We start from the raw sequence: 26,411 nt of genomic DNA, 5'->3' as shown, positions 1-26,411 counted from the left end.
TTCGACGCGTCCGCGTCCCAGATATTTTTTATGGAGCAACCCGGTTAGGCGATACCAACCGAAGGTTTCCATGAATATTCTGTAGATTGCATGAATACCTCCTTTTCTTTGATGAGTTATGAAATTACGGATTTTATCCGAAAAAGCTTTGCCCTTTTATCTGTTTTAGCGAATAATTTTCGTGTTATTTATGATACTTATTGAGACCTATATTCCGGCGCAGCTGACCCATCTGATCAAAACCTGCTGGTACCTGGAAGTGCCGGCTAAGCTGCCACATCCATACGAGGAAGACATATTGCCTGACGGGCATCACGAAATTATTTTTCATCTGCCGCCACATACCGGAAAACGTCGTTTTAAAGCAGGAGCATGGATCGAAGAGCCTGCTGCTTTCATCGCAGGTCAGACGCTAACCTCCTACCGTTTACAACTCATGCCGGGCGCCCGCTTATATGGCATCCGCTTCTATCCGCATACACTATCCGCCTTTCTGAAAATGCCGGTGCCGGATGCAGATACAGGCATCACACCTTTGAGTGATATCCTGCCGGAAGCACCTTTCTGGGCGTGTATACAGGAAGATGCGGAACAGACATTCAGACAGTTTGAGTGTTTGCTGACAAACAGCATCAGCAGACTGGAGCAGCCGGCAGGCGGCTACGATTATGTACATGCAGCCATAGCTGCTATTATGCAGAGTAAAGGGAATATTTCGGTGGACAGACTGCTACAACGTACCGGTGTTTCGGCCAAACACCTGGATGTTCTCTTCAAACGACAGGTAGGATTAACACCCAAGGCCATCAGCAATATTATCCGCTTTAATCATTTTATTGCCTGGAAGAACCGGCATCCGGAACAGAATTATACGGCCGGTGGTTATGAAACAGGCTTTTATGACCAGTCTCACCTCATCCGCAGTTTCCATCAGTATACACAACGATCACCCAAAGCCTGGTTCAATAACAACACCGGGATCAATGATATATTTGTCAATATCTGACAGTTCACTTTTTTACAATTCTATCCGTTCCCCGCAGAATAGCTTTACAGTAAAAAACGTATGCGATTCTTACTGATTATAGCGCTTCTCCTCTCTTTCCGGGCGTCTGCACAAGATAAAAATATCGCTCAGTTTGTGATCTGGGAACCCAGAGAAGGCATGGAACAGGCTTTTGAAAAAGGTTACCAGCAACATTTACAATGGCATGCCGCCAATAGTGATCTATGGGACTGGTATGGCTGGTATTTCATATCCGGACCAAGGGATGGGCAACTGCTGGATGCTACAGTAGACCGTGCCTGGGCGGACTTTGATCAGCGGCTGAAGTCTGCGGAAGATGCAGCTGATAATCAGTTGCATGTACACCCGTTCGCAAAACTAAGGGCTGTTATAAAGATGGAAAAGATTGCCAGCTGCGGGCATAATAAAGGTTTACAGGCGCGTTACCTGCGGATGATCACCATCACAGCCTATCCATTGACAAATGCCATTAAAGCACTTGATAACGTAACAAAGGGATTGCACGCAGGCTGTTTCTATACGTATAAGATCGTCGATGGAGGTAATCTCCATGAACTGGTACTGCTCCTGGGATATGACAGTTTCAGCGAATTAGGCAAAGATGCGGATATTACAGCACTGCTGGAAAAGCAGACCGGTTTTACATTGAAAGCAATCAGTTCTGAGATGCTCTCATTCAGGAAAGAGATGAGCCGCCTGCATCAGTAGGCAGCTGCTTTTTCTCAAAGACTTCTGCCTTCCAGAGCAGCGAAAATATCCAGCCCGTCTCTATCGTGTATAAGAGCAGTACAATGAGATTCAGCGTCATTTCCGTCTTATGGCTGATCAATGCATGGTCATCTAAAAGATGCTGCAGTATCTTTTCCTCTGCTTCAAGCGATGGCTGGGTTTCCCATCTTACACCTGCCGGGAACGGATTCACTTCTTTCGGGGGAAATACCTGTTGTATGACATACACGGCAGGTCCTCCCCAGTTATACAGCAGTACCAGGGTAAAGCCAATCAGCCAGTTACGGACTTTCCTGCCTTTTCCGGCATCAGTAGCATATACCCTGCCCCAACGGAATAACAGGAAAATAGTGATGAACACGGGTATCAGAAAGATGGCATAGAACAATATGCCAAACGGTATCAGTATGGCCCATTCCCATAGTTTTTCCGGAAAAATATACAAACTGAGTATGTCTGCTACAGTATGTGACGGATATAGATAGCGCCTGACATGGAACAACAAACCGATAAACATAACGGCTGCCAGGATCTGTGTATGAACGGATATTTTTTTACGTAGGGTTGTATGCGTGGTCTGGTCCATTGACATAGTTAATAACCGAAATATAGTCATTATTCTCTATTTCAGTAAAAAGGCCCTGCTTTACGCAGGACCTTTTGCAGATTACTTATACCATCCAGCCACTGTGTCCAGATAATTTTCTATTGGCATTGATCTACGCATTTCCATTAGTTGGTTACCCATTGCGCTGAGTACAGTACGGAACTGTTTACTTGCGCCGGTAGCCAGGGCGTAGATAGCATCTACAATGGTTTGCGGATCGTCCAGCGGGCCATTCTTTGCCTCCTGCATCATCTGTTTGACGCGTGTTGTAATGGCCTCGTAATCCGTTATTTCCGGATGTTCATTCCAAACGACCTTATCTACGAAACTGTTACCACTTGATCCGCCCTGTTCTATCAGGTGCAGACTGACATTCAATGGCTCCAGTTCGTAATACAGTCCTTCGGTCAGTCCTTCCAGTGCAAACTTGGACATGTTATATAAGGAGCCGACTGGTACGGCGGTAGTCACGCCCATGAAGGAACTGATATTGATGAACTTCCCTCCTTTCTGTGCCCTGAAATGCGGCAGGAAGGCACGGATCACATTGATAGGGCCACGTACGTTTGTAGCGAACTGCCAGTCAATTGTTTCTTCTTTTGCCAACTCCAATGCGCCGTATGTGCCTGCCCCCGCATTATTTACCACTACATCAATTTTACCGAATGCAGCGACTGCCTGTTCAACGGCTGTATTTACCTGTGCGATATCGGTAACATCCAGTTTGAAGATCTTTATATTTTCATATTGTGTCAGCTCTGTTTCTTTCTCCGGTGTACGCATCGTAGCGGCTACATTCCAGCCCTGTGATGCAAAATATTTAGCTGTCAGCTTGCCCAGTCCACTGCTGGTACCTGTAATGAATACTGTCTTTTTCATATCTGATGATGATTGCTTTTATAATATTGGAACTTTTGTTCCGCTAAGGTAGTTATAACGGAACAAAAGTTCCAAATAAATCTTCCTCTTTTTTAAAAATTCCGGAATATTAGTTCCGTTTATGTATCTTTGCTGGTAAGAATTAAGCGTTACTGTGAAGCGCTATGCTGCATTCAAATGCTTAATTCCTGATTGCCAATTCCTAATTTCAATTGTTATATGGCACGGACAAAAAGATTTGATGAAGAAGAAGTGTTAGATAAAGCGATGCAATTTTTCTGGCACAAAGGTTATAATGGGACTTCTCCGCAGGAGATCCTGGATGAACTGGGACTGAGCCGTTCCAGTCTGTATGATACATATGGGGATAAGCGAAGTCTGTTTGTCAGTGCACTGACGCGTTACAGGAATACCGTAACGGGCAGTATCCTCGAATTACTGGCCAATGCAGAAAATGTACCTGAAACATTGAAGTCATTATTCATTATTTCAAAAAACAACTGCTTTGTCAATGAAGATAAAAGAGGTTGTTTCATGGTGAATTCCATCATGGAGCTGGCTACACATGATGAAGAAATTGCGGAGATCGTAAAGGAAAACAGGGAGGCGCTTGAGAATGGTTTCACCGGAGCCATCAAACGTGGCCAGGACCTGGGACAGATCTCTAAGGATAATACGCCCCGTTCACTGGCGCGTTTTATTATGAATAATCTGTGGGGATTGACAGCGCATTCCAAGTCGGGCGCTGACAAGAAAGTGTTTGATGACATTATCAGACTAACAATGTCAATGCTGAAGTAAGAGCATAATATACGTATAAAAGAAGAGGCTACCCACCATACGGCGGATAGCCTCTTTTTTGTTGACCGCAGCTTTTACTGCTGCCGTCTCATGGTTTGTAGTCATATAACGAAGGCTTTAAAAGCTGGTAGATCTTGTCAATGCTTCTTTTTCTTTAAAAGCGTCTTTCAATAATTCCAGTTTTGCCATACCCCGTTCGTAAGCATCTGAACCCAGTAACAGGTATACAGGAGGCTTTTGCTCGTTGACAATCGCGATCATGGCTGCCGCTGCTTTGTCAGGATCTCCTGCCTGCTGACCATCCATTGACTGGTATTTTTCATGCGAATTTCTGATAGCGGTATATTCCGGGATCGTATTCTTCGCCAGGGTCAGTGATTCTTTTGTCAGGAAGCTGGTCCTGAATGCGCCAGGCGCTACAACGGTCACTTTGATACCAAATTCTTTCACGTCTTCTGCCAGTACTTCGCTCAGACCTATCACCGCATGTTTGGCTGCGCCATATATGGACCAACCAGTAGCGGGAGCAATACCTGCGATGGATGAGATATTGATAATATGTCCTGAGCGTTGTGCCCTTAACTGAGGCATTGCCAGGCGGATCACATTGAGTGTACCGAAAACATTGACGTCGAAAGCATCCCGGGTCTCTTTATCGGTCAGTTCTTCTATACTACCACCGATACCATAACCCGCATTGTTTACTACGACATCCAGTCTGCCGAAAGTAGCAATCGTCTTGTCAATCGCTGCTGTCACACTGGTTTCACTCACCAGGTCAGTTTCCAGGGGGAGGAAATCTGCAGACTGTTCACTTACCGCCTTTACCAGTTCGTCTATCTTTCTTGAAGTTGCTGCCACGCGTTGGCCTGTGGCCAGCAGCTGTTTTACCAGGCTTAATCCCAATCCCTTGGAAGCGCCGGTTACAAACCATACTCTGTTGTTGTTGTTGCTCATCGTTGCTAAGTTTAATGATGCAAAACTACATCGGATCGGGATGCGGGTTATTACATCATTCAAAGCAATACTTGCGGAATTCAAACAATCCTGAAAGAGGACGGTGTCTGGCTGGTCTGCTTCCTGAAAAAGTTGTTGAAATGGGCGGGTTCCTCAAAGCCCAGGCAGTAACTGATCTCAGAGACGTTCCAGTTGGTGTGTTTCAGCAGGGCTTTGGCCTCGCTGACCAGGCGTTCTGAGATGTGCTCGGTAGTTGTTTTACCCGTAGTTTCCTTGATCGCCCTGTTGAGATGATTGACGTGTACGGCCAGCTGGTCAGCAAAGTCCTTGGCCGAACGCAGCGTAAACCGCTGGGAAGGAGACTCAATAGGAAACTGTCTTTCAAGCAGTTCTGTAAAGATGGAGGTGATCCTGGACTTGGCGTCCGGGTGTTTATATAGTGTCTCGGTAGGCTCAAGTTTCAATGCATAGTGGATCATTTCGGTCACATAATTCATCAGCAGATCATACTTATACCGGTAGTCTGAATTGATCTCGTCCAGCATTTTGGTAAAGATCTGGCTGACGTGCGCGTCCTGCTCTTCTGTCAATATATAGGAAGGTTTACCTCCCGGGGCGAACATGGGCAATTCATTGATACTGCCCCGCATACGCTCCGTAAAGAAGCCTTCTTTAAAGATGCAGAAGAACCCTGTTTTTGTTTCGGACAGGGTCTCATATGTATATGGTACCTGGGGATTGAAGAAAGTCAGGGTACTGCCATCCAGTTCCACGCTTTTATCGGCGTAGTGATAGACGTTCCGGCCTCTGACCAGGTTGATCTTATAGAAATCCCGGCGGCTGTATTTAAAGGTCTTTGCAGACGGCCCCTGGAAGTCCTCCAACCGGAACACATTGAAGTGTCCTATGTCCTGCTGGAGGTTTTCAGGCAGCCAGTTGAACTTCTGCTGATAGAACTCCGCTAATGTTTGTGTTTCTGCCATACTGCTAAGTTACAAAATTCAAACATTCCGAAAAACGGGTTTTCTTAAAGACTATTGGTAGGGCGTCAATGTCACCGGACCGATCAGACCAGAAGCCTGCAGGGGCCAGTCTGTCGCATCAAACGGCTTATAGTTGATATTGACAAAATTGATCTCATGATAGTTACGCCAGGGAATGCCATGCTGATCCATATACCGGACCCGGTTGGCCATCAGATTGGCAACTTCTATGCTGATCTCATTTTTACCTGGACGCAGGTATTGCCCTACCCTTCCCTGGAATGGAATCGCCAAGTAAATACCGGCATCCTGTCCGTTGATGGTTACCCTGGCACTTTCATACACTTTCCCCAGGTTGAGCAGATACTCCTTTTCCGGCTTATCCGGCAGGGTAAATGTCTGGGTATATATGGCTGAGCCACTATAAGAAGCAGCTGCTGTATCAGGTAAATCTGTCCAGGATACCAGCCTGTCCAGCTGGCGGTCAGCAGGCTTAAAAGGACCTCCGTGGGTAAAGCTCAGGCCCCATTTACCCGACAGCGGCAACGGCGTTCCTGGTTTATTCAGGTATGTCCAGCTGCCAACTGCCTTCTCTGCGGAAGTGACCGGCCCGGTCCTTATGATAAGAGACTGACCGGGTTGCAGCTGGACCTGCACCACGTTATTGACATGATGGTGCCCTACTGCCGCGGTACCGTATGCTCCTGTCATCGGATCAAGCAGTAAAACAGTGTCCTCATCGCCTATCTTATTAACAGGGATAGCATCATCTACAACATTTGCCGTATGATTAACGATATAATACCAGGTCCTGTCTTTGTCTTTTCTGCGAATAAATTGTAAACCGGCTGCGGTCAGTCGTTCTCCGTCGATATGCTGCAGGTGTAAGGCTTCCTGTATCCCGTCATAGTTGTACAGTGTACCTTTCCCGATCTTTGTGCCGGCTGGTTTGCCGGATAAAGACCCTTTTATCTTTTCCCGTAATGCTTTGAACTGTTGTCTGCGTTTATCCAGGTCATGAAGACCAGGAACATCTTCCGGCATTGATTCAAAAATGATGGTAGCACCTGCTTCCGCCAGTCTGATGATCTGCCGGAAGGTCTCCAGCGGCATCCGTTTCATGGCAGGAATGATCAACACTTTATAGGGAGCCGCATTCGTATTGGTCATGAGTTTCCCCTCCTGAATAGCGATTTTTCCCAGTTGTTTATCTGAAACAAAATCCAGCGAATACCCCGCTTGTTGCAGGTCTTTTACCTGTTTATAAAAAGCCGTTGGATGCAGCCATTCATCAATATCATGCACCTTCAATGGCATATCTTTTCCCTTTGGATTTTCCCAGCAATCATATACCGGCCAGTAGATCAGCAGCTCATTGTCAGGAGTGCCGGTCTGTAATACAGACTGTACCCGGGAGATGTAGTTGTTCAGCCCTGTCAGATGTGGCCAGAAACTATTGGTTGGTACGAAATTGACCGAGGCATAGAACAACCAGCCGGGCCAGGGTACATCTGATGGAGAAAAGGTATTACCATGATAAAATACGTGATTGACACCGGCCAGAAAGGCCTGTTCCACTTCCGGTTTACACTGTGAAAGGGAGGTTTTGAAATGCTCCGTCAGCCAGGTAAATGTTTCACAGGACACCAGCGGATGTCCTGTTACATGTGCAGCAGAGGAAGCAAACTTCAGCATAACCGGATCAGGAGCGACATTACGGATATCGGCACTATCTCTTCTGAGTCCGGGTATCGGAAAATAAGTCGACCCAAAGGTTTCACATTCCGGGATATCAACGGCAGCATATAGGTCGAGCAGATTACCCGGAGAGCCATGCGCCTGATTTTTTGATACGCTATTGTAGCGATGCGCCCATTCGGTCCAGGGAGTGGTAAAATTATTCAGCAGTAGTTCGGACATGGTTTCCCGGTAGTCCGACTTTACCCTGCCTGCCAGTTCGGTCGACACTTCGCTGATCAGTTCCGGCAGGTAATCCCTGAGATCATATCCCCTATGCTTTTTAAACACATCGAAAAACGCGGGCGTCCAGTCGGCATTATACACTTCATAGCTGTCATTATAAAAGGATCGTACACCGGGTGTCTTTCCTTTAAAAGCGGTATCAAAACGTTGCAGGTATACCGGTAAGGCGGCAGCAGAGAGATGATCCAGGGTATACCCTTCTCCACCCGGAGCAGCTCTTTTCACCTGCTGAAGGGTCCAGCCGCTGAATAAGGCATACAGTGTCCAGTCCCCGGTGGGCGGTGTCCATTGCAGCTTACCCTCCTTACTGACCTTACTGATCAGCGAAATACGTTGTTTACCATTATAAGCGGTCAGCGCCTGTAAGACAGCACCCTGTTGTTTGCCATCGTTGATCCGTATCTGTTCTGTAAAGGGAGTGCCTCCTTTGGCAGGATAGGTTTGTATGATAAAGCGGGAAGCGGCCTGCTCTTTTGTGAGCTGCGGCCCGCCAAACGGCCAGCCTGTACCGGTTGTCAGGTCCACACCCATATTGTATCCGGCAGCTGTTTTTACGGTATAGCGCAGGCGGTCTACCCATTGTGGCGAGAGAAAACTGACGTATCTCGATTCATATCCTTTAGCCCCATAGATCGGGGCTATTTCAACACCACCAAATCCTGCATCATGCAATGTCTTTAGCGACGCATCCAGACTTTTTTCATCTACAGCGCTCCCTACCCACCACCAGCGGGTCCAGGGCTGATGCAGCCTGTTACCTGGCGCAGGCCATACTGTTGGACGCAGGGTATCGGTATACGGTATGGAAGGCTGTTGGGCGACAGCTGGCTGTAAAAGCAGCATTGACAGGATAGCTGGCAGCAGTTTGCAGGATCTTCTGATTACAGTTTTCATAACGTCATTTATTGTTCGGTAGCCGACCAGTCAAACTCAGGGTTCTCCGCCGGCGTTTTGGATTGCAGCATCAGTCTGGAGAGCGCTTTCACTTTCTGTGGGTATTTTGCGGCCAGGTCATGTTCTTCCCCTATATCTTCAGAAAGATGGTACAGTTCAAAACGTTCCGGGGTGCCACGTTTTTTAAAGCGGATCAGTTTCCAGTCATCCTTCAGTAATGCTTCCTGTAATCCGCCTTCATTGAACTGCCAGTAGAAGTGATCATGCTGCCTTGCGGGTTTCGTTCCGTTCAGCGCTTTTGTGTAAGATAAACCATCTATTCCGGATAAAACAGGGGAATGTGTAATATCACTCAAAGTGGGCAATACATCCCAGAAAGCCCATGGAATGCTGTTAACTTGTCCTGCGGACACTTTACCGGGCGCTCTCACGAGCAGGGGTACTCTGATACCACCTTCGTAGAGATCGCGTTTAATGCCTTTTAAAGGGCCATTACTGTCAAAATAGACCGGGTCTGCACCACCTTCTCTATGCGGACCATTATCACTTGTAAAGAAGATATAGGTATTGTCGTCCAGACCAAGTTGTTTTATAAGGGCACTGATCTCGCCTACATTCCTGTCCAGTTTCGTCACCATCGCGGCGAAGGCGGCATGTGGGTTTTCCTGACTGCGATAGGTACCGTTCTTACGCTCATAAGGCGTTTCGGGGCCAAACTTACTGCTGCCATCGGCATTCAGGAAGGCCTGCATATCAGCAGCCGGCGGCGCCAGTTCTGCGTGTGGCAGGGTGAATGGTAAGAAAAGGAAGAAGGGTTTGTCTTTGTTATCATTGATAAAAGACAGCGCATGTTGCAGGATCTCATCCTGAGAATAGACATTTGTATCCCGGGGTACCCGGCTGATCTGTCCTTCCTTTACTTCGAAGAGATAATCAGTATAGTAATTATGCGCATGTTGCTGATTCAGATAACCGAAGAAGGTGTCAAAACCCTTTATCTCAGGTGAACCAGTTGTCCCCGATTCACCCAGTCCCCATTTACCAAACATACCGGTACGGTAGCCGTTCCCCTGTAACAGCTGCGCCAGGGTACTGTCCTGCGCACGTAACGGAAGCCGTGAGTTACCTCTGATATAGGCATGTCCCATATGCTTTCCGGTGAGCAGGGCGCAACGGGAAGGCGCACAGACGGTATTACCGGAATAAAAGTTCGTGAATTGGATGCCCTCCTGCCCCAGCCTGTCAATATTAGGCGTTTTAACAGGGCTTTTACTGTTATAAACGCTGACATTACCATATCCCAGATCGTCTGCCAGAATAAAGATGATATTGGGTTTACGGGTCTGTCCCTGGGTCAGGATAGTAGTCAATAGTGCACATCCTGTCAGGACGACGCTCAAAATTTTCTTCCGGTCCATAGTATTGATTGATCGACGTAAATAATCTGTTAGCAGGAGCCAATATAAATAACTCTACTAAATTAATAGACTAATTTCTAAAAGGAATGGGGTAAATACTTATCAGAAATTAAGATTAAGAATTAAGGATTAAGAATTGGGCCGTATGAGAGGAAGGGGCTTCAATAGCAAAAGGCGTCCATTATAGCGGACGCCTTTTACCTATAATCGCTTGTGTAAAATTATTCAGCCACTTTGAACGTAGCAACAGTGTTTTCGATCACCGGAGTGATGCCTGCTTCGTCTTTTACTTTTGCCACACCGGTGATGATATAGGCGATACCATTTTTCACCACTGTATAGTTACGCGCTATAACATCAGCACCGCCGGTCTGGTCAGAACTGTATTTGAACCATTTACCTGGCTGACCGCTGATCTCTTTATCACCGCTTTCCAGCACCTTGAAATTGCTCATATATTTACCCATGGTAGCCAGGGTTGCTTTATGATAATCCTCGAAACTGAGTTTGCCGACATTCTCACTAACCACATTGATATTGGAACGGAAACCGTCTGTTTCAGTCGGTGCAAACAGGAAAGTCAGCTTAATACCATTCAGTGTGGTATCTGTTTTTCTCCATCCCGCAGGGGCATCGATAGAGAATTTACCAGCACCGCTGTTCATATTCTGCCGGGCTTGTTCCAGCAGTTCCTTTGACGTCTTTGGGGCATTATTACCATTCTTACAGGCGCCGAAAAATACAGCTCCTGCAACAACCAGTAAAGAAATGTACTTCATAAATTGGTGTTTATTAATCCGCTAAAGTAAAATCATTTTATTTAAAATCAGCATATTTCGGGCAAGTACCGTGCCGTCCATACTATTCCACACAATGCTTTTTTGCAGATTTTCTATATTTAATACAGGTTTTTACCTTTTAATATATTATTTTCAACTTAAGTCTTATTGTCATTATTGTCACTACCTGTGCCAGATTATGTGGTAGAATATTTCAAACAGATAGCAAATTATGGTCAGATACTATGCAATATTCAGGGATGGAAGTTATAGTCCGCTACACAATCTCGAATCAATTACTGCTTTTTCGGAGTACGCGTATATTCTCATGACAACGGATACCTTAAAACCCAATGGTTACGTTGAATCCACCATTTATCAGTTCGTGAATGCAAAAGGAGAACTGGAAATGCTTAGAATTGCCAACTGGGAACTGTTGTATATCAGTCCGTGGACCTTCAATTCCGAAGGCCTCCGTTACTGCCTGTACAATCACCTGACGAAAACAGCGCATGAATTCCGCGGAGAAGAAACCAGCCTTTCCTTCTTCAAAAACGACCTGTTCCCAAAGTTACGGGAGCTGTCAATTATACCTGATTATCATCAATATCTGCTGAGTGAAAAGGTAGACCTGCTGGAAGAGGAGCTGACAGAACTCAGAAGACGGCTCTATGAGGTCGAGAAAGTATTGAAAAGATAAGCGCCAAATAACATAACTTGCTATTACTGAATAGACAGGTTATGCGTACATCAGAAGAAATTATCATCATAGGGGCTGGCGCTGCCGGCCTCATTGCAGCCAGGGAATTATCTGCACATCATAGCGTTACCGTGCTGGAAGCCCGGGATACCATCGGAGGAAGGATACAGACCGTTTACCGGGATGGTGTCAAATCCGCCGAAACCGGGGCTGAATTCGTACACGGTGAGTTACCCATCACACTCGGCCTGCTGAAAGAAGCAGGTCTCTCCTATTATCACATTTACGGAAAAATGTTCCAGGTGCGGGATGGTAAATGGGATGCCCGCTACGAGATGATCGAAGACTGGGACGGACTGCTGGAAAAAATGAGCAGCATTCCAACAGATATGACCATGCAGGCATTCCTGGATGAGCTGTATCCGGGGGAACGGTATGCCAGTCTGCATGAAAGTGTAAAGTCCTTCGTACAGGGCTATGACCTCGCCGATATGACAAAGGTGAGCGTAAAGGCGCTGTACAGTGAATGGACAAACGAAAGCGAGAATAACTTCCGCATCGACCAGGGGTATACCGCTATGGTGCGTTACCTGGAAGACGTCTCCCTTCGCCAGCAGGCCCGCATTATTACCAATGCAGTCGTGCGTAATATTGACTGGTCAGCCGGTAGCGTCACTGTTACTACGGAGGCCGGAACAACCTATACAGGCAACAGGGTGATCATCGCCGTTCCTTTAGGCATCCTGCAACAAGGTACTATCCACTTCTCTCCTGCCCTGCCCGATCAGATGGCGGCAGCTCACAATATTGGTTGGGGTACAGTTATCAAAACAGTCCTGGCATTTAAAGCACCCTTCTGGGAGAAACAGGCTCCGCAGGTAGGTTTCGTCCTGGGAAAAGCGCCTATTCCTACCTGGTGGACGCAGTTGCCCGATAAAGCCAATGTGCTGACAGGCTGGCTGGGTGGCCCTCCAGCTATTCCTCATCTGCATAAAACAGACGAGGCATTGCTGGAAATGGCATTACAATCACTGGCTATCCTTTGTAACGAAAACATAGATACGCTGAAAGGACTACTGACAGACAGCCATATATCCAACTGGGCAAGCGACCCTCATGTAACAGGCTCGTATAGTTACAGTACACCGGCTACAGCGGCGGCACAGGTGGTCTTAAATACACCGGTGCAACAAACGATCTATTTTGCCGGAGAAGCCCTGTATAATGGCGCCAGTCCGGGAACAGTAGAGGCGGCGCTTAGCACAGGAAAGGCGGTTGCAGAAAGAATATTACAGGGAATTAAGAATTAAGAATTAACGCGAAGATCTCCGCTGCATTCTAATTCTTAATTCCTAATTGAAAAGGGCGTCGCAGAAGTGACGCCCTTGTTATTCATTCCATTTTTTATAACTAATTACTCCTTAGAGCAAACTTTCCAATAGTGGCTTCAGTTCCGGCATGGAAGGTCTTGGTGCGTCCACAGAGACAATGTTGCCCTGTTTGTCAAACACCATGAAACGGGGAATACCGTTTACATCATAGAACTTCTGCATGTCAGACCAGCCACCTGCAAAGAGCTGGATCCCTCCCATTTTCTTCTCTTTTACAAATGATTTCCATTTCTCTTTATCTTCTGCTTTGTCCGTTGAGATGCTGACAAAAGCTACATTTTTACCATGCATCGCTGCTTCCAGCTCCTGCATAAAAGGGATTTCCTTTTTGCACGGACCACACCAGGTAGCCCACATATCCACCAATACGACCTTTCCTTTCAGACTGGCCAGGGTGACAGTATCACCGTTAATGGCAGGGAAAGAGAAGTTATAGCCTGCCGTCCCTTTTTTGAAAGTACTGAGGGATTTGCGTGCTTCAAACAACGCTTTCTGCATGTTGTCAGTCACCAGGTATTTCTGATACGGTGTAAACACTGCATCAAACTTTTCCAGGGATCTGTAAGACCTGAAATCATCTACCATCCATACGCCTTTCAGTGTGTCATTACAAATTACCGATAAAGACAATTCAACCCGGTTTGTGAGGGTAATGCTATCCAGTCTCGATGCAGTCAGCATTGCGTAACGACGTACCAGATCTGCGCCTTCTCCCAGTTCCAGGATAGCGGCAGAACAGTAACGTTTAGGTTGCAGAATGGTGTTGTAATAAGCAGGATACTGCTTCTTATCAGGATGCGCGGAACGTGGCATAACCAGTATACCCATTGCAGTAGATTCCATGTCTGCATCAACGGTGACAGCCAGCAAGCGATTAAATATACCGTTCTTTGTATGAATGGATTTTTTAAACGTTGCTACTGCAGGCTCCAGGGCTTCCAATGCCGGGAAGAATGCACGGTAAGTCGTGGTGTCGATCAGTTCGGTTTTGCTTTTCAGTGGTCCTATCAGCTGCTGCCATGCATAGAGCAGTTTGTTTTCTTCACCACCTTTTACAACACTGTAGTGCCCCTTGTCATCCTGGATATCGAGCGTCACCTGCTCGCCGGACTGCAGATATACGCGAATATAGTTTCTGCTCGCCTTACCATCTACAGACATAGCGAGATAGTAATACCCGCTGGCAGGTACAGGGATAGCAAACGCGAAGTTATGCTCCTTGTCAAGGGTAGTACTGGCAAATTCGACCAGTTTACCTTCTCTGACATTATACAGTTTCATACCATTGGCTGATCTGGGCGCGCAAACGCCACTGATCATAGCTTGCGAAGGGGCGGCATACGTCGCCTTCATACCTGCCAGCGCTGCCAGCAGGAGGATCATTTTTTTCATATGTGAGCAGGTTTAACGTTCTCTGTAAGTAACTGTTTTGATTTTACCAAAGCCGGTGTAGGATTCACTCAATACCAGGTTACCATTCACGGGTGGTACTGTGTAGAGTTCAAAACTACCCGCACTTTCAGCAGGCAGGGACGGGTCATAGACGCCTACCTGTAATTTGTTATAATAAGCTTTCGCCGCTACGGTCGTAGTTGCCATGAAGCCATCGCACTTCAGGAAAGACACTGATTTCTGACCATAGTCTATCATCAGTTTCGTCGCTTTTGTGCTGACGTCATACTCGTACAATTTTCCACCTACATTGTAAAACACATAGCCCAGGTCCGGGTGTATGGCGATGTTCTCCGCTTTGGCAAAGTCGGTCGCCAGTAGTTCTTCATAGTAGGTCTGGGCAATGGTGGCAGCCACATTGAATCTTGCCAGGTAATATTTCTGATGCAGGGAATCCAGGATGGCGTAGGTATCTCCGCTGTTGAAACGGCTGGTTTCCATAAAGCGGAGATCTTTTCCTGTTGTAAAACTAAAACGCGTACCGGCAGGCATATCGGTACAGTTGGCCGGCAGACTGTAAATATGTCTTACGAAGCGTTTCTCATCTTCATTGTACAATATGTGTACATCTGTAGAACCGGATAAATTATCGACATAGCCTACATATTTTGAGACTTTGAAGGGAACCGATTTTCCGTACATCACATTCACCGGTAAGCCGAAATAGATATTGAACGTATACATGTAGTAATACATGTTGTTATCATTTCCATGCAGGTACATCGTACCGGAGGAACGCTGTGTCACCTTATCCGCATAGAAGCCTGCAGGTAGGGTGCTAAATACATCCGTCTGCAAAGGGGATTTCAGCTTGAATGTTTCACCATCCAGGCGGCTGGTACCATCCGTTGTACTTACGTATACCGTATGCCCTGTAATGGCGGCTGTTGTACGGGCAAACTTCACGTCCACCGGCTTACCCGTCAGTGTAAGACCGGCACCGATACTCCCTAATACATCGTATATCGGTTTGTATCCGTTCACGCCTTTGGACAGCATATCCAGGCGGCTGTTCGCATTCACTTCGGACAACAATACCCATCCTTCATATACACTGGTCACCACTGCCATCAGGAATCTTTTGGAATAGCTGATACCTGTTTTCTTATCGGTCACTCTGTATATAACAGTATACTGGCCGGACGGCAAAGTAATACGGGCATCGAGATCATGGCTGTAAGACAAGGTATCATTATCGATTGTATTGCCGGTATTCGTGATAGAAGCGACCCACAGGTAAGCGTAGTTCGCAGTATCCCTTGTGGCATCCAGTGTAAAAGACAAGTCAGGTTTAAGGGTAAATACACTACCATAGTCAACCGTATATATACTGTCAATGCCAGAGATATTTACCACATTGACATCAATGTAATCGTAATTGCCCTTGTCCTTATAGCAGCTGCTTAAAGCAAATACGGTAAGAATATATAAGAATAATTTCTTCATGTTAAGTTGATAAATGATGATCAATCCTTTGCTCTATGCACACAGATCACTGGGAGGCTTCTCCCATGATCATTTCTCTGCCATCTTCTTCATAGATAATATTACCGGCCTCGCGCTGCTGGTTCAGATAGCGCTGCATGGCCTTACCCATATATACTGCTTCTGCAACGGATATGGTGGTAAAATCATTGATGGTCATATCCAGTTGGTCGCATATCAGCAGGATCTTCTTACGGCTAAATTCTCCCAGATATATATCCAGCCAGCGGGTGGGCTTAGGGATCAGGTCTCCGATATACAGGGTAATTGAACCGGTAGATACGAGAGAGTCTTTCGTCTGCGGCTGTGTAAGTGTCGTATCAAAATCCTGATTAGGCAATAAGCTGAAATGGAGCAGAAACTCGTGTGCTGACATCTCCTTCGTACGGTGGATATGTATGGGAATATACATCCAGGATTTGTTCGCCGGCATGACATAGGCATCCGCCAGCGGCTCATAGTGTACGCCTGCCACAGCAGTGCTCAGGCTATCAATCACTTTCACACTGAAGTTCCTGTCCTGATTGGCCTGCCGGCCCATCAGATCCACCCTTATCTGCAGAATGCTGTCTTTCAGATTGGCATCTGCCAGCGAAAAGGTGAACAGCAATGTATCGATCCGCTGTGTGTTCCTTGTGTTACCATAATTGATGGCATTATCGAAGTACAGTGTGGAAGTACCACTATAAAAATCAATTGTTTCCTTTTTGCAGGCGGTTATTGCGAGTAGCATTACCGCCGCGATATAGAATACTTTCATACGATGATCAGTTGTAAGGAGATTAACGATAATCAGATTCACTTTTCGGCAACGGCACTACATATGTCTTTGCCGACATGGTAAAGTTGCCGCTGGTAGCGCCACCTCTGGGAACAGTCGTCTGTGCCTTTCTTTTGTAATAGAAAAACACCTGCCCCTCACCATAAAATTCCTTCTGATATTCTTTCCTGAGCTCCGTCTCTATAGCTGCTGTTGGTGGCAGATCGGCCAGTCCGCGGTTATATCTGACAGTATTGAGATAGCCCAGTGCTGCTGCCGGATCTGTTTCGCTTTCTGCGGCGATGTAATACATCTCGCTGATACGCAGTAAAGGCACGCGGTAACGGAACAGCTCAGAGCTGTCTTTATTATCCAGATCTGCAAACTTGAAGAAACAACGGAAAGTCTTGTTACCACCTGTAGGAATGATCCAGCTTGGGTTATAACGATAATCCCCTTCCTGAGATTCATAGGTCGTCGTCAGCCTTGTAGGGTGAGCCGCCAGGATCTTTGCGTCTGTCGTACTGGGCGAAAAACTACCCGTATAGGTCACATACAGTCTCGGACAATAAATATCAAAGAGATGTTCAGTCGAGAAGGTCCTGTCAGGGAAACCGCCATTGCCGGTCACCAGCTTCAGGTTCGTCCATGGGAACCATTTTCCGGCGCCTTCTATTACAGCTTTCGCTTCAGCCAATGCAGCAGGTTTATTGGCACGATAAAGGTGTATCCTCGCTTTCAGCGCCTTTACAGCGAAGTAGTTCAGACGACCGTTACGCTGTTGTAAAAAGAAGTCCACCTGTTGCTGTCCGGGAATGCGACGCGGACCAGCGCTGATCACAGGGTCATTGCGTAAACAACTTTCCGCACGGTCCAGGTCAGCCAATACACTATCGATCACGTTATTAGCAGGTAGCAGCGGACGCACATTAATATCAGCATGTGTGATATAAGGCACGCTCTTAGCGGTAGAATCGGTTAGATATACCGGTCCGTATAAACGCAGCAGGTCAAAATGCATAAAAGCCCTGATCGCATATGCCTCTCCCCTGATGATAGAATCCCTGCCGGGACGCAGTGTACCCGGATATTTGTCCATGTTCTCCAGCAGGTTATTGCTGGACATGATCACTTTATATCCGTTGGTCCATACGGCGTCTATCGCCGGCTCTGTGCTAGAGTTGGTATAGGTATAATTGGCGTGCTGATACCAGTCATGACCGGCTGTACCGGAGACATTATATTCCTGTCCCAGTACGCTTACAAAGGTGAGCGTGAGATTACCACCATACAGGTTGGTAGATCCCATATCCTGGTACAGGCCGTTCAGATGATTGATGAAGCCCTGTTCTGTACTGTATACAGCGCTTTCCACAAACTGATCCTCCGGTTTTACGTCGAGGTATTTTTCGCAGGAGAATAATCCCGCAGACAATAAAGTTATAATAGCAGAGATCCTGAATGATCTTTTCATAATCTTACTTTTAGAAAGTGGCCCTTACGCTCAATGAGTAGGAATTAGAGAAAGGATAGTCCGTACCGCGTTCGCTTTTGATCGTTGCCAGACGGAACACATCGTTTGTATACCCTGAGAAACGCAGTGTAGACAATCCGGCCTGACGCATCCATGGTTTGTTCAGCAATTCATAGCTGACATTGATGGATTCTCCTGCCAGATAATTGTTACGCTGTACATAGCGGGAAGTCATTTTCACAGCCGTGAAGTCATTGATCGCCTTAAAGCGGGATACATCTCCCGGTTGTTTCCAGCGCTCATACAGGGCACGTTTATCCAGGTTCTCTTCTGCTACTTTTCTGACAGAGATATTCTCTACACGGTCATACAACGCCTGATTAAAGACGTCGCCACCATAAGTGTAGCGGATGTTCATACCGAAGGTGAATGCGCTCCAGCGAAGGTTCGCACTGAAGATACCTTCCATTTTAGGCTGTGCATTACCCACAACCACTTCATCCCTTGCTTCATAGTCAAATGATTGGGTACCGTCTTTTTTGATGAATACTTCCTTTCCTGTCGCAGGATCTATACCGGCAGAACGTACGGCCCAGATCGCATCCGGACTGCTTCCATCCCTGAAGCGCTGGAGTGAATTATTGTCCTGTGCCAGGTCATTCTGTTTCTCCATCATGGTCAGGAAACCGCCGTAAGTACTTTTCTGGTAACGACCGGTCATGCCCAGGGTCAGATAAAGATTTTTCTGCAGATTGCGGATAGGCGAACCTTTCAGATTCCACTCCACACCGCTGGTATGCTGGTAACCGATGTTAAAAGGATATGCACTGATCCCGGTGGAAGAAGGTGTTGTCACCAATGCGATCAGCGGATCGGTGTTCTTTTTATAATAGTCTACCGTCAATGTGATACGGTCCTTCAGGAAGGACATATCCGCACCGATATCGGTTGACATGGAATTCTGCCATTTCAGATCAGGGTTACCAATATTTTTGATCGTATAGCCCTGTCCGAACTGGTTATTGGAAGAGTTGATACCGTATACGGATTCAGAGGAAAGTCCCTGGAAGTTCTGGTTACCTGTAAGACCGATATTCGCACGGATCTTCAGCAATGAGATCCATTTTACACCACGGAGCAATGCATCATTGTGCAGGTTATAACCGATACCGGCTGACCAGAAGGGCGAGTATTTATTATTCGTACCAAAAGAGGTCGAACCATCCATACGGAAGGACCCATCCAGCAGAAAGCGGCGGTCGAACATATAACTGGCTGTTGCCAGGGCAGCTATGCTACGTCTGACTGACTTGGCGTAAACAGGTATACCATCGGGCTCATAACCGTACGCAAAAGAAGGATTACCCGGCGCACCAACAGGGAAACCGGTAGCAGTAAAAGCCTCGTGATTGCTCTCCTCATTTCTGATCTCACCGCGGGCATTTACGTTGACCTGGTGTTTGTCCCTGATCAGCTTTCCGTATGATAGCATCAGGTTACCATTGTACCCAAACTGTCTTTGTTCATCATAGTCGTATGTGCCTCTGTTTTCAGCAGTCTGACCGATAAAGGTCGTATTCAGCGGAGACAGGAAAGTCTTTGTTGTGGCGTTATCACTGGTAATATTGATACCACCGGTAATACGCAGGTCGGCGTTAATATCATAGATCATCTGCAGGTTTTCTGAGATGGCCTGTGATTTTGTATAATCGTAACTGTTGAGTGTTGCGTTATACAATGGATTTCCGGCGGTATCAATCTGGTTATTAGATGTTCTGTATATGTCAAGATATGGATCAACTGACCCGTCCGGATTTCTTTTTTCGAAGTAGGGTAATACTTTCACCCAGTCTGAAAAAGAACCATATGGAGACTGGTCTGCGCGATATCCGTTCAGGTAGAGTTTATTGCTGATATTTAATTTTCCTTTGCGATACTGGAGGTCTATGTTGGCTCCCCAGGTGTTACGGCCGGAGCCTTTCATCACACCATTGAGGTCTTTGTAGTTCACACCGACACCGTAACGCATCTGGTTGTCGCCACCTTCTGCATACAGGGCGTGTCCGCTGGTGGTACCGATACGTACCGGTTCGTTGAGCCAGTAGGTATTTATACCACGTTTTACATTGGTAAGTCGTTTGGCATACAGGTCATCCAGCAGTATTTGTGATTCATACAACGGTGCTGTACTTCTGTTGATATTATATCTGCCTGCCAGCTTTTCATATTCGAGCTTTTCAGCTGCGTCCATCATATTATAGCTGGTCAGGTCAGGCGCTTCCACACGAAAGTCATAGTTATAACTTACGCGCATGGCGCCTGGCTTGGGCTTCAGTGTTTCGATCACCACAACTCCGTTGGCAGCACGCGCACCATACAGTGCTGTAGACGCCGCATCTTTCAATACGGTGATAGCGGCCACACGGTTCATATCCAGGTCATTGATGACCTGCAGGGTTGTTTCGAAACCATCTAATATAAATAATGGCTGGTTGGCGTTTGCGCTGGATTGCGTCTGAACGGAGATAAGGCTGCTTTTACCACGGATCTCAATGTTGGGCATTGCGTTCGGGTTAGCACCTACCATATTGTTTTCGACGATGACGAAGGAAGGGTCCAGTGTTTTCAGACTTTGCAGTACGTTCTGATTACCCACGGTTTTTAGTTGTCCGCCGGTATAAGTTGCAGAAGCGCCTGTAAAGCTTTCCTTCTTACGGGTAACGATACCGGTTACAACGACTTCTTTTGCATTGTTCCTCGATACCAGGGAAACCTTTAGCGATGTACGTCCTTTCAGGGCTATCATCTGTGGCTCCATACCGATATAAGAAACCTGCAGAATGGCGTCCGGAGAGGTTGTTATTTCGAAATTGCCGCTTTCGTCGGTAAAGACGCCTACACGGCTTTTAAGGTCCTGTACAGTGGCTTTACCAAGTGCCTGTCTGTTGTCGTCTGTAATGGTACCATGAACCGTTACCAGCTGAGGCGCCTGTTCTGTAACCGTATTATTGTTTGCTGGAGTGGGCGGTGGCGTACCACGTTTGATAACGAGGACTCCGTTTTCCATATTCCAGGAAAGGCGGGAGTTACCCAATGCTTTGCGCAGTACTTCATCGAGGGTAGCGTTTTTCACGCGCATGGTAACAGGAGGGAGCTTTTTCAGCTCTTCCTGATCGTAGATAAAACGTAGTCCGGCCTGTTTTCTAATTTCATTCAGTAATGCAGGTACCGTGATATTCTTTACGTCAAGGGTGATGCCGGGTGTGGCTGGTGTTTGCGCGTAGACACCGGCAGGCATGAGGGATAGTGAAGAAAAAAGCCCGGAAGGAGCAGCTGCGAGCAGTAGCCATACTGCACCCCGCCTTAAATGGCTTCCATAACAATACTTTTTTTTCATTACTTTTAATGAGATTTTAGGTAATAGAACCCCACTCCTTGTCTACAACAAGGAACAGGTTTTTACTTAGGGCGGGTCTTGTTGCAACCAGGACCCGTCTTTTTTGTCGGTGATTGTGCTACTTGTTTACTGCATAACCTGTTATTATTCTCTCTTTTTGGTTGATATTAAAATGAACGTCTGTCATTTTCTCAAGTAATTCCGTTATGGTGCTGATTTCTCTGTATTGTGGCAGATTTGCTTCGATCTTACGGTTCCTTATTTCGCCCTCAGGCAGTATGATCCTATAGTTATATACTCTCTCAAGCCGGCGGCAGATATCTTCCAGCGTTGTTTCAGCAAAGACCAGTTCTCCATCTTTCCAGGCCGTATATATTTCCGTGTCTACATTACGCACCTTCGCGTTGTCGTATGGCGCCTTGCTGAGGAGTTGCTGTCCCGGATGCAGGTAAGTGCTGTCCCCCTGATGATGCACTACTATTTTACCCTGTACCAGTGTGGCTGCAATATTATCTTCGTACGTATTGATATTAAAAGCTGTCCCTAAAACTTTGATAGATGCATGATTACTCTGTACCGTAAATGGCCGGGCTGCATCTGTTGCCACTTCAAAATAGGCCTCCCCTTCTACGGTCACGAGACGGGCATCCTGTGGAAATCGTGATGGATAACGAAGACGGGAGTCGGCGTTCAGCCACACCTTCGTACCGTCTGACAGTACCAGGTGATACGTGTATCCCCTGGGCACTATCAGGGTATTATAGGAAATATGATCGTTCGTGCCCTGTCCCTTCTCATATATCAGTTCCTCACCATTGACGGCTGTTGCGCCCTTCAAACGCGTCAGCGTATCAAGCTGTACTTCGTCTCCCTCAGCTGTAAGCAGTGTAATCGCTGAAGGAGCTGCTTTTTCGGTTGATCCGGCAGCTATCTGAGACGGATGCTGACCAGCAGACCGGAAATAATACCAGGACGCTCCTGCGAGTAACAATACGACTGCTGCCGCCGCGTACCGCCACATCGGAAGAACCCGGGTTTTCCGTGGCATATGCCAGTCCAGATCCTGTTGTTGCAGACGTTGCGTAAGCGCCTCCCAGCCTTCCTCTACATCCGCTTTCGCCCATTCCTTCAGATCCAGCTCCTCTTTTATGGCCTGGTACTCACGCAGCAATGCCTGTTCTGATTCGTTCAGATCAGAATAGTCCTGCGTTTGACCATTTTCCAGGTAATGGAGCAGTTTATCGTTGTCGATATTCTTTTTACTGTTGTCCATGGGCTACTACTATAATGACAGGTGAGGTTTAAAAAAGGGTGACTGCCCTCAGCAACTTTTTTTTAAAAAAATAGTGAGGTATAAAGCATCTTAAAGATTACCAGGGAGATAAGCAGCTTTTCCAGCCTTTCACGCTCCTGTCTGAGCGTCTCATAGGCTTTTTTAAGCTGGGTCTTCACGGTATTCAGGGAAATATTGAGTTGTTCAGCAATTTCGCTGTACTTATAACCATCGCCATTGCTGAGCAGAAAGATCTTGCGGCGCTGTTCCGGCAAACGTTGTATAGCCAGCAACAAGGCAGCTTTCAGCTGGTCTTCTTTCTGCAAAATGGCTTCTTCCCGCTGAGGATCATAGGCATCAGGGGTAGCAGATTGTGCATTGTGTTTCGTGCGTGTGGCGGAGCTGTTCTGGTAGTTGATGACACTATTCCGGATGGCGCGGAAGGCATATTTCTCAAAACTATCTGGTGTGGGCAGGGTATCTCGTTTACCCCAGCAACGGAAAAAGAAGTCCTGCACTACGTCTTTTGCAGCCTCCATATCTTTCAGGTAGCTATAAGCAAAAAGGCATAATGGTTGATAATGGTCCCTGAACAACTGTTCATACCGTTGTCTGTCTGTCCACTGCTCATGCATCAATAGTTCGTATCATCTTTTTTTGTAAGCGGAGGCACAAAATAAAAACAAAATCGCGATATGCAATTAGGAATTAGGAATAATGTCAACCTGAGGGTCAAGGGGGCCCAACAGAAAAGCGCCCGTATCAAAATATGATACGGGCGCTTACTATTACGCTATGCTATTTATAATCTCGGATCGACAGGTTCACTTTCCAGCGCCAGCAGACCAAAAACGCATTGGTGTACTTTCCGCAGCGGCTCCTTTGCTACGAAGTGCTCCAGTGCCTGTACTCCTAATGCAAATTCCCGCATGGCCAGTCCGCGTTTGGCGCTCAGTCCTCTTTTCTTTAATCGGGTCAGATTAGCATCAAGGGTGTATTCAGGACCATATATTATCCGCAGATATTCCCGGCCCCTGATCTTGATAGCGGGCTGTAAAAGGCCTTTATTGCCCCTTTCTATAAAGGACAATGATTTTACAACCATCCCCTCTCCGCCTTTGGCTGTCAGGGCTTCCCACCAATTCACAGCATCCGTCACACGCTGTTCATCTTCCAGGTCTACCAGCTTCCAGTTGGTCGGGATCAGCGGATTCCCCTCTCCACCGCAATAGCGGGCGATGGTCTCCATATGCCAGACATGATCTTTATCAAAATATGTCCTGCCTTCTGTAGCCATAATATGGAAAGGCGCCAGCTGATAATCTTCCAGGGATTTCACTTCCCAGCAATACTGCCGGTAAGCCTCCACAAACTGTCTGCACATGGCGGCCCGCTCTTCATACCCTTTCAGCAAAGGCGCCATTTCCGGCAGATCAGTCGCTGTGCGCAGGGTATCTACTACCTCCGACATGGCGTGTACTGCTGCGGCGCCTGTAGCGGCATACTGGTGTTGTAAAAGCGCCTGTGCTTTCGCATTCCAGGGCATCAGTTCACAGTCGAGACATACCCAGTCCGTCTCCATTTCTTCCCAGAAATTCCGGGCTGTAAGGGCGTCCCTGACCATTCCCAGAAAAGCCTGTTCAAGCTCCTTATCTGTGAAGAAAGCCCTTCCCGTGCGGGTATAGCAGGTACCGATGGTATCTTCATCCAGTCCGAAACGGCGGTTGACCACTGTACTGTCTTTACAAACGATCACCACAGCCCTGGAACCCATGTGCTTTTCCTCACAGATCACCTTTGTGACGTCATTCTTTTTATAATAACTGAAGGCGCCCGTCGGATACTCCAGATAGTCAGGTAAAGTGCTGGTCTCCGTAGGAGACATTGTTGGTGGCAGATAGATCAGCCACTTGGGATGGATGCTGAAACGACTCATCGTCTCCAGTGCAGCGGTCGTGTATTCCTCTCTGACAGTTACCAGATTTAGCAGACGCGTCTCTATCACCTGTTTGCCCATGAAGTCTTCTATGTCCAGCACATCATCCTGTTCGTGTTGCAGGTTATTACCGGTACCTGGCATCCTGAGCGGACGTGTCGGCTCCATATAAGTAGCCAGCGAAGGTACATTCACCAGTTCTTTCTCCGGATAACGCAGGGCGGTCAGTTTACCACCGAATACACAACCGGTGTCGATATCAATGGTATTATTAAACCACTGTGGTTGATATACGGGTGTATGTCCGTACACCACCATGGCCTTCCCTTTATAGTTGGATGCCCAGTCAAATCTTACCGGCAGACCGAATTCATCGATCTCCCCGGTTGTTTCGCCATACAGACAGAATTCACGTACCGCTCCGGAACCTCTGCCGTGCATTTCCTCTTTTAATCCGGCATGCGCAACGACCAGTTTACCACCATCGAGCACATAGTGACTGATAAGGCTATCGAGAAAGACTTTTAGTTCGTCAATGAAGGTTTGCGCTTCTCCTGCCAGCTGTTCTACCGTCGCCTTTAATCCGTGACTCAGCTGTACATTACTGCCTCGTAGATACTTCAACAGTTTCATATCATGATTACCCGGTACGCAGAGTGCTGTACCGTCTTTTACGGTATTCATGACCAGCTTAAATACTGCCGGACTTGCAGGACCTCTGTCACATAGATCACCCAGGAAGAGGAGCTTCCTGCCTGTCATTACCTGCACGCTATGCGATGCTGCATCTACCGTATGCCCCAGCTTTGTAAGCAGTGCACACAGTTCGTCATAACAACCATGTATATCACCAATGATGTCGAAAGGTCCGTGTTCTTCCTTCTTCATATTCCACAATGGCTCCCGCTCTATGCCTGTGATATCAGTCACTTCTGCTTCGCTGCGGAACTCATATATTTTGCGGAACCCTTCTGTCTTCAGTTTACTGATACCACTTTTTAAAGCACGGATATGATTGGTGACTACGTGTCCGGACAAGTTCCGGTCTGTTCGCATTTCATTGCGCTCCAGACAAACTTCCTGCGGCATATTCATGACGATCGCTACCGGCAATGTGTGATATTCCCTTGCCAGCGCCACCAGGTTCTTTCTGTCTTCCGGCCGTACATTCGTTGCATCTACGACAGTGAGCAAACCACGTTTCAATCGCTTGCCGACAATATAATAAAGCAGATCAAAGGCATCTGCTGATGCATCCCTGGTATTCTCACTATTGCTCACCATTTCCCGACAACTGTCGCTGCTGACTATCTCGGCTGCGCCGAACATTTTTTTCGCGAAAGTGCTTTTGCCTGACCCTGTTGCGCCTATGAGAACGATCAGGGATAATTCAGGTACTTGTATATTCATTAAAGAGAATTAAGAATTAAAAATTAGTGATTAAGAATTAGATTGCAGCAGTTAGCAATTAAGAATTGAGTAAGGA

General features: G+C 46.9%; 20 protein-coding genes. 5 read left to right on the top strand and 15 right to left on the bottom strand.

The genetic code is table 11. The features are described from left to right. Positions 1-190 precede the first annotated feature (190 nt). Positions 191-1,006: a helix-turn-helix domain-containing protein gene (locus BMZ72_RS30715; RefSeq protein WP_089814365.1), complete on the top strand. Its 816-nt coding sequence runs from the start codon at positions 191-193 to the stop codon at positions 1,004-1,006. A gap of 60 nt (positions 1,007-1,066) precedes the next feature. After that, positions 1,067-1,735 carry a hypothetical protein gene (locus tag BMZ72_RS30710; protein ID WP_089814362.1) on the top strand — a complete coding sequence of 223 codons (669 nt, stop codon included), beginning with the start codon at positions 1,067-1,069 and terminating at the stop codon, positions 1,733-1,735. Here the strand turns inward: BMZ72_RS30710 and BMZ72_RS30705 are convergent. Together BMZ72_RS30705 and BMZ72_RS30700 are read right to left on the bottom strand one after the other, a co-directional pair. After that, the gene (locus BMZ72_RS30705) at positions 1,704-2,342 is read right to left on the bottom strand and encodes a hypothetical protein (RefSeq protein WP_089814361.1); all 639 of its coding nucleotides are present in this window, start codon (positions 2,340-2,342) and stop codon (positions 1,704-1,706) included. The genes BMZ72_RS30710 and BMZ72_RS30705 overlap by 32 nt on opposite strands. A gap of 81 nt (positions 2,343-2,423) precedes the next feature. Next, a complete protein-coding gene (locus BMZ72_RS30700) occupies positions 2,424-3,242 on the bottom strand; it encodes an SDR family oxidoreductase (RefSeq protein ID WP_089814359.1) in 819 nt (272 codons plus the stop codon). Positions 3,243-3,461: 219 nt separating this feature from the next. Between BMZ72_RS30700 and BMZ72_RS30695 the strand changes: the two genes are divergently transcribed. Then, positions 3,462-4,043, top strand: coding sequence for a TetR/AcrR family transcriptional regulator (locus BMZ72_RS30695; protein WP_089814357.1), 582 nt, complete (start codon positions 3,462-3,464; stop codon positions 4,041-4,043). A gap of 117 nt (positions 4,044-4,160) precedes the next feature. On the opposite strand, the gene BMZ72_RS30690 is transcribed toward BMZ72_RS30695, so the two are convergent. The 5 genes from BMZ72_RS30690 to BMZ72_RS30670 all read right to left on the bottom strand — a co-directional run bounded on the left by BMZ72_RS30690 (position 4,161) and on the right by BMZ72_RS30670 (position 11,057). Further along, positions 4,161-5,000 carry an SDR family oxidoreductase gene (locus BMZ72_RS30690; RefSeq protein ID WP_089814355.1) on the bottom strand — a complete coding sequence of 280 codons (840 nt, stop codon included), beginning with the start codon at positions 4,998-5,000 and terminating at the stop codon, positions 4,161-4,163. An 80-nt stretch (positions 5,001-5,080) separates the two neighbouring features. After that, positions 5,081-5,983, bottom strand: a complete 903-nt coding sequence (locus BMZ72_RS30685; RefSeq protein ID WP_089814353.1) for a helix-turn-helix domain-containing protein — start codon at positions 5,981-5,983, stop codon at positions 5,081-5,083. Positions 5,984-6,034: 51 nt separating this feature from the next. Beyond that, positions 6,035-8,860 (bottom strand): glycosyl hydrolase, encoded by a 2,826-nt coding sequence (locus tag BMZ72_RS30680; RefSeq protein WP_089814351.1) that lies wholly within the window; start codon positions 8,858-8,860, stop codon positions 6,035-6,037. A gap of 8 nt (positions 8,861-8,868) precedes the next feature. Continuing rightward, positions 8,869-10,278 carry an arylsulfatase gene (locus BMZ72_RS30675; RefSeq protein WP_089814349.1) on the bottom strand — a complete coding sequence of 470 codons (1,410 nt, stop codon included), beginning with the start codon at positions 10,276-10,278 and terminating at the stop codon, positions 8,869-8,871. 221 nt (positions 10,279-10,499) lie between these two features. Then, complete coding sequence (locus tag BMZ72_RS30670) at positions 10,500-11,057, bottom strand: hypothetical protein (protein ID WP_089814347.1); 558 nt, start codon at positions 11,055-11,057, stop codon at positions 10,500-10,502. A gap of 232 nt (positions 11,058-11,289) precedes the next feature. Here BMZ72_RS30670 and BMZ72_RS30665 point away from each other — a divergent pair, with 232 nt between their 5' ends. Together BMZ72_RS30665 and BMZ72_RS30660 are read left to right on the top strand one after the other, a co-directional pair. Then, positions 11,290-11,757 (top strand): hypothetical protein, encoded by a 468-nt coding sequence (locus tag BMZ72_RS30665; RefSeq protein ID WP_143087828.1) that lies wholly within the window; start codon positions 11,290-11,292, stop codon positions 11,755-11,757. A gap of 41 nt (positions 11,758-11,798) precedes the next feature. Continuing rightward, the gene (locus tag BMZ72_RS30660) at positions 11,799-13,067 is read left to right on the top strand and encodes a flavin monoamine oxidase family protein (protein WP_089814345.1); all 1,269 of its coding nucleotides are present in this window, start codon (positions 11,799-11,801) and stop codon (positions 13,065-13,067) included. A gap of 111 nt (positions 13,068-13,178) precedes the next feature. Here the strand turns inward: BMZ72_RS30660 and BMZ72_RS30655 are convergent, their stop codons facing one another. The 8 genes from BMZ72_RS30655 to BMZ72_RS30620 form a co-directional block, all read right to left on the bottom strand. Continuing rightward, a complete protein-coding gene (locus BMZ72_RS30655; RefSeq protein ID WP_089814343.1) occupies positions 13,179-14,540 on the bottom strand; it encodes a TlpA family protein disulfide reductase in 1,362 nt (453 codons plus the stop codon). A gap of 12 nt (positions 14,541-14,552) precedes the next feature. After that, positions 14,553-16,046 (bottom strand): PKD-like family lipoprotein, encoded by a 1,494-nt coding sequence (locus tag BMZ72_RS30650; RefSeq protein ID WP_089814341.1) that lies wholly within the window; start codon positions 16,044-16,046, stop codon positions 14,553-14,555. Positions 16,047-16,092: 46 nt separating this feature from the next. Continuing rightward, the gene (locus BMZ72_RS30645; protein WP_089814339.1) at positions 16,093-16,845 is read right to left on the bottom strand and encodes a DUF4843 domain-containing protein; all 753 of its coding nucleotides are present in this window, start codon (positions 16,843-16,845) and stop codon (positions 16,093-16,095) included. Positions 16,846-16,867: 22 nt separating this feature from the next. After that, the gene (locus BMZ72_RS30640) at positions 16,868-18,319 is read right to left on the bottom strand and encodes a RagB/SusD family nutrient uptake outer membrane protein (RefSeq protein WP_089814337.1); all 1,452 of its coding nucleotides are present in this window, start codon (positions 18,317-18,319) and stop codon (positions 16,868-16,870) included. Positions 18,320-18,329: 10 nt separating this feature from the next. Next, on the bottom strand, positions 18,330-21,716 hold the full coding sequence (locus tag BMZ72_RS30635; protein ID WP_089814335.1) for a SusC/RagA family TonB-linked outer membrane protein: 3,387 nt from the start codon (positions 21,714-21,716) through the stop codon (positions 18,330-18,332). Positions 21,717-21,834: 118 nt separating this feature from the next. Beyond that, positions 21,835-22,989 carry a FecR family protein gene (locus BMZ72_RS30630; protein ID WP_089814333.1) on the bottom strand — a complete coding sequence of 385 codons (1,155 nt, stop codon included), beginning with the start codon at positions 22,987-22,989 and terminating at the stop codon, positions 21,835-21,837. A 62-nt stretch (positions 22,990-23,051) separates the two neighbouring features. Continuing rightward, positions 23,052-23,624: an RNA polymerase sigma-70 factor gene (locus BMZ72_RS30625; protein ID WP_089814331.1), complete on the bottom strand. Its 573-nt coding sequence runs from the start codon at positions 23,622-23,624 to the stop codon at positions 23,052-23,054. 167 nt (positions 23,625-23,791) lie between these two features. After that, the gene (locus BMZ72_RS30620) at positions 23,792-26,335 is read right to left on the bottom strand and encodes a polynucleotide kinase-phosphatase (RefSeq protein WP_089814330.1); all 2,544 of its coding nucleotides are present in this window, start codon (positions 26,333-26,335) and stop codon (positions 23,792-23,794) included. Positions 26,336-26,411 lie beyond the last annotated feature (76 nt).

Origin of the sequence: Chitinophaga sp. YR627 (assembly GCF_900114995.1) — a bacterium.
Lineage (GTDB): Bacteria > Bacteroidota > Bacteroidia > Chitinophagales > Chitinophagaceae > Chitinophaga.
The sequence above is the reverse complement of the archived record's forward strand: the minus strand, read 5'-3'. Positions and strand labels throughout refer to the sequence as shown.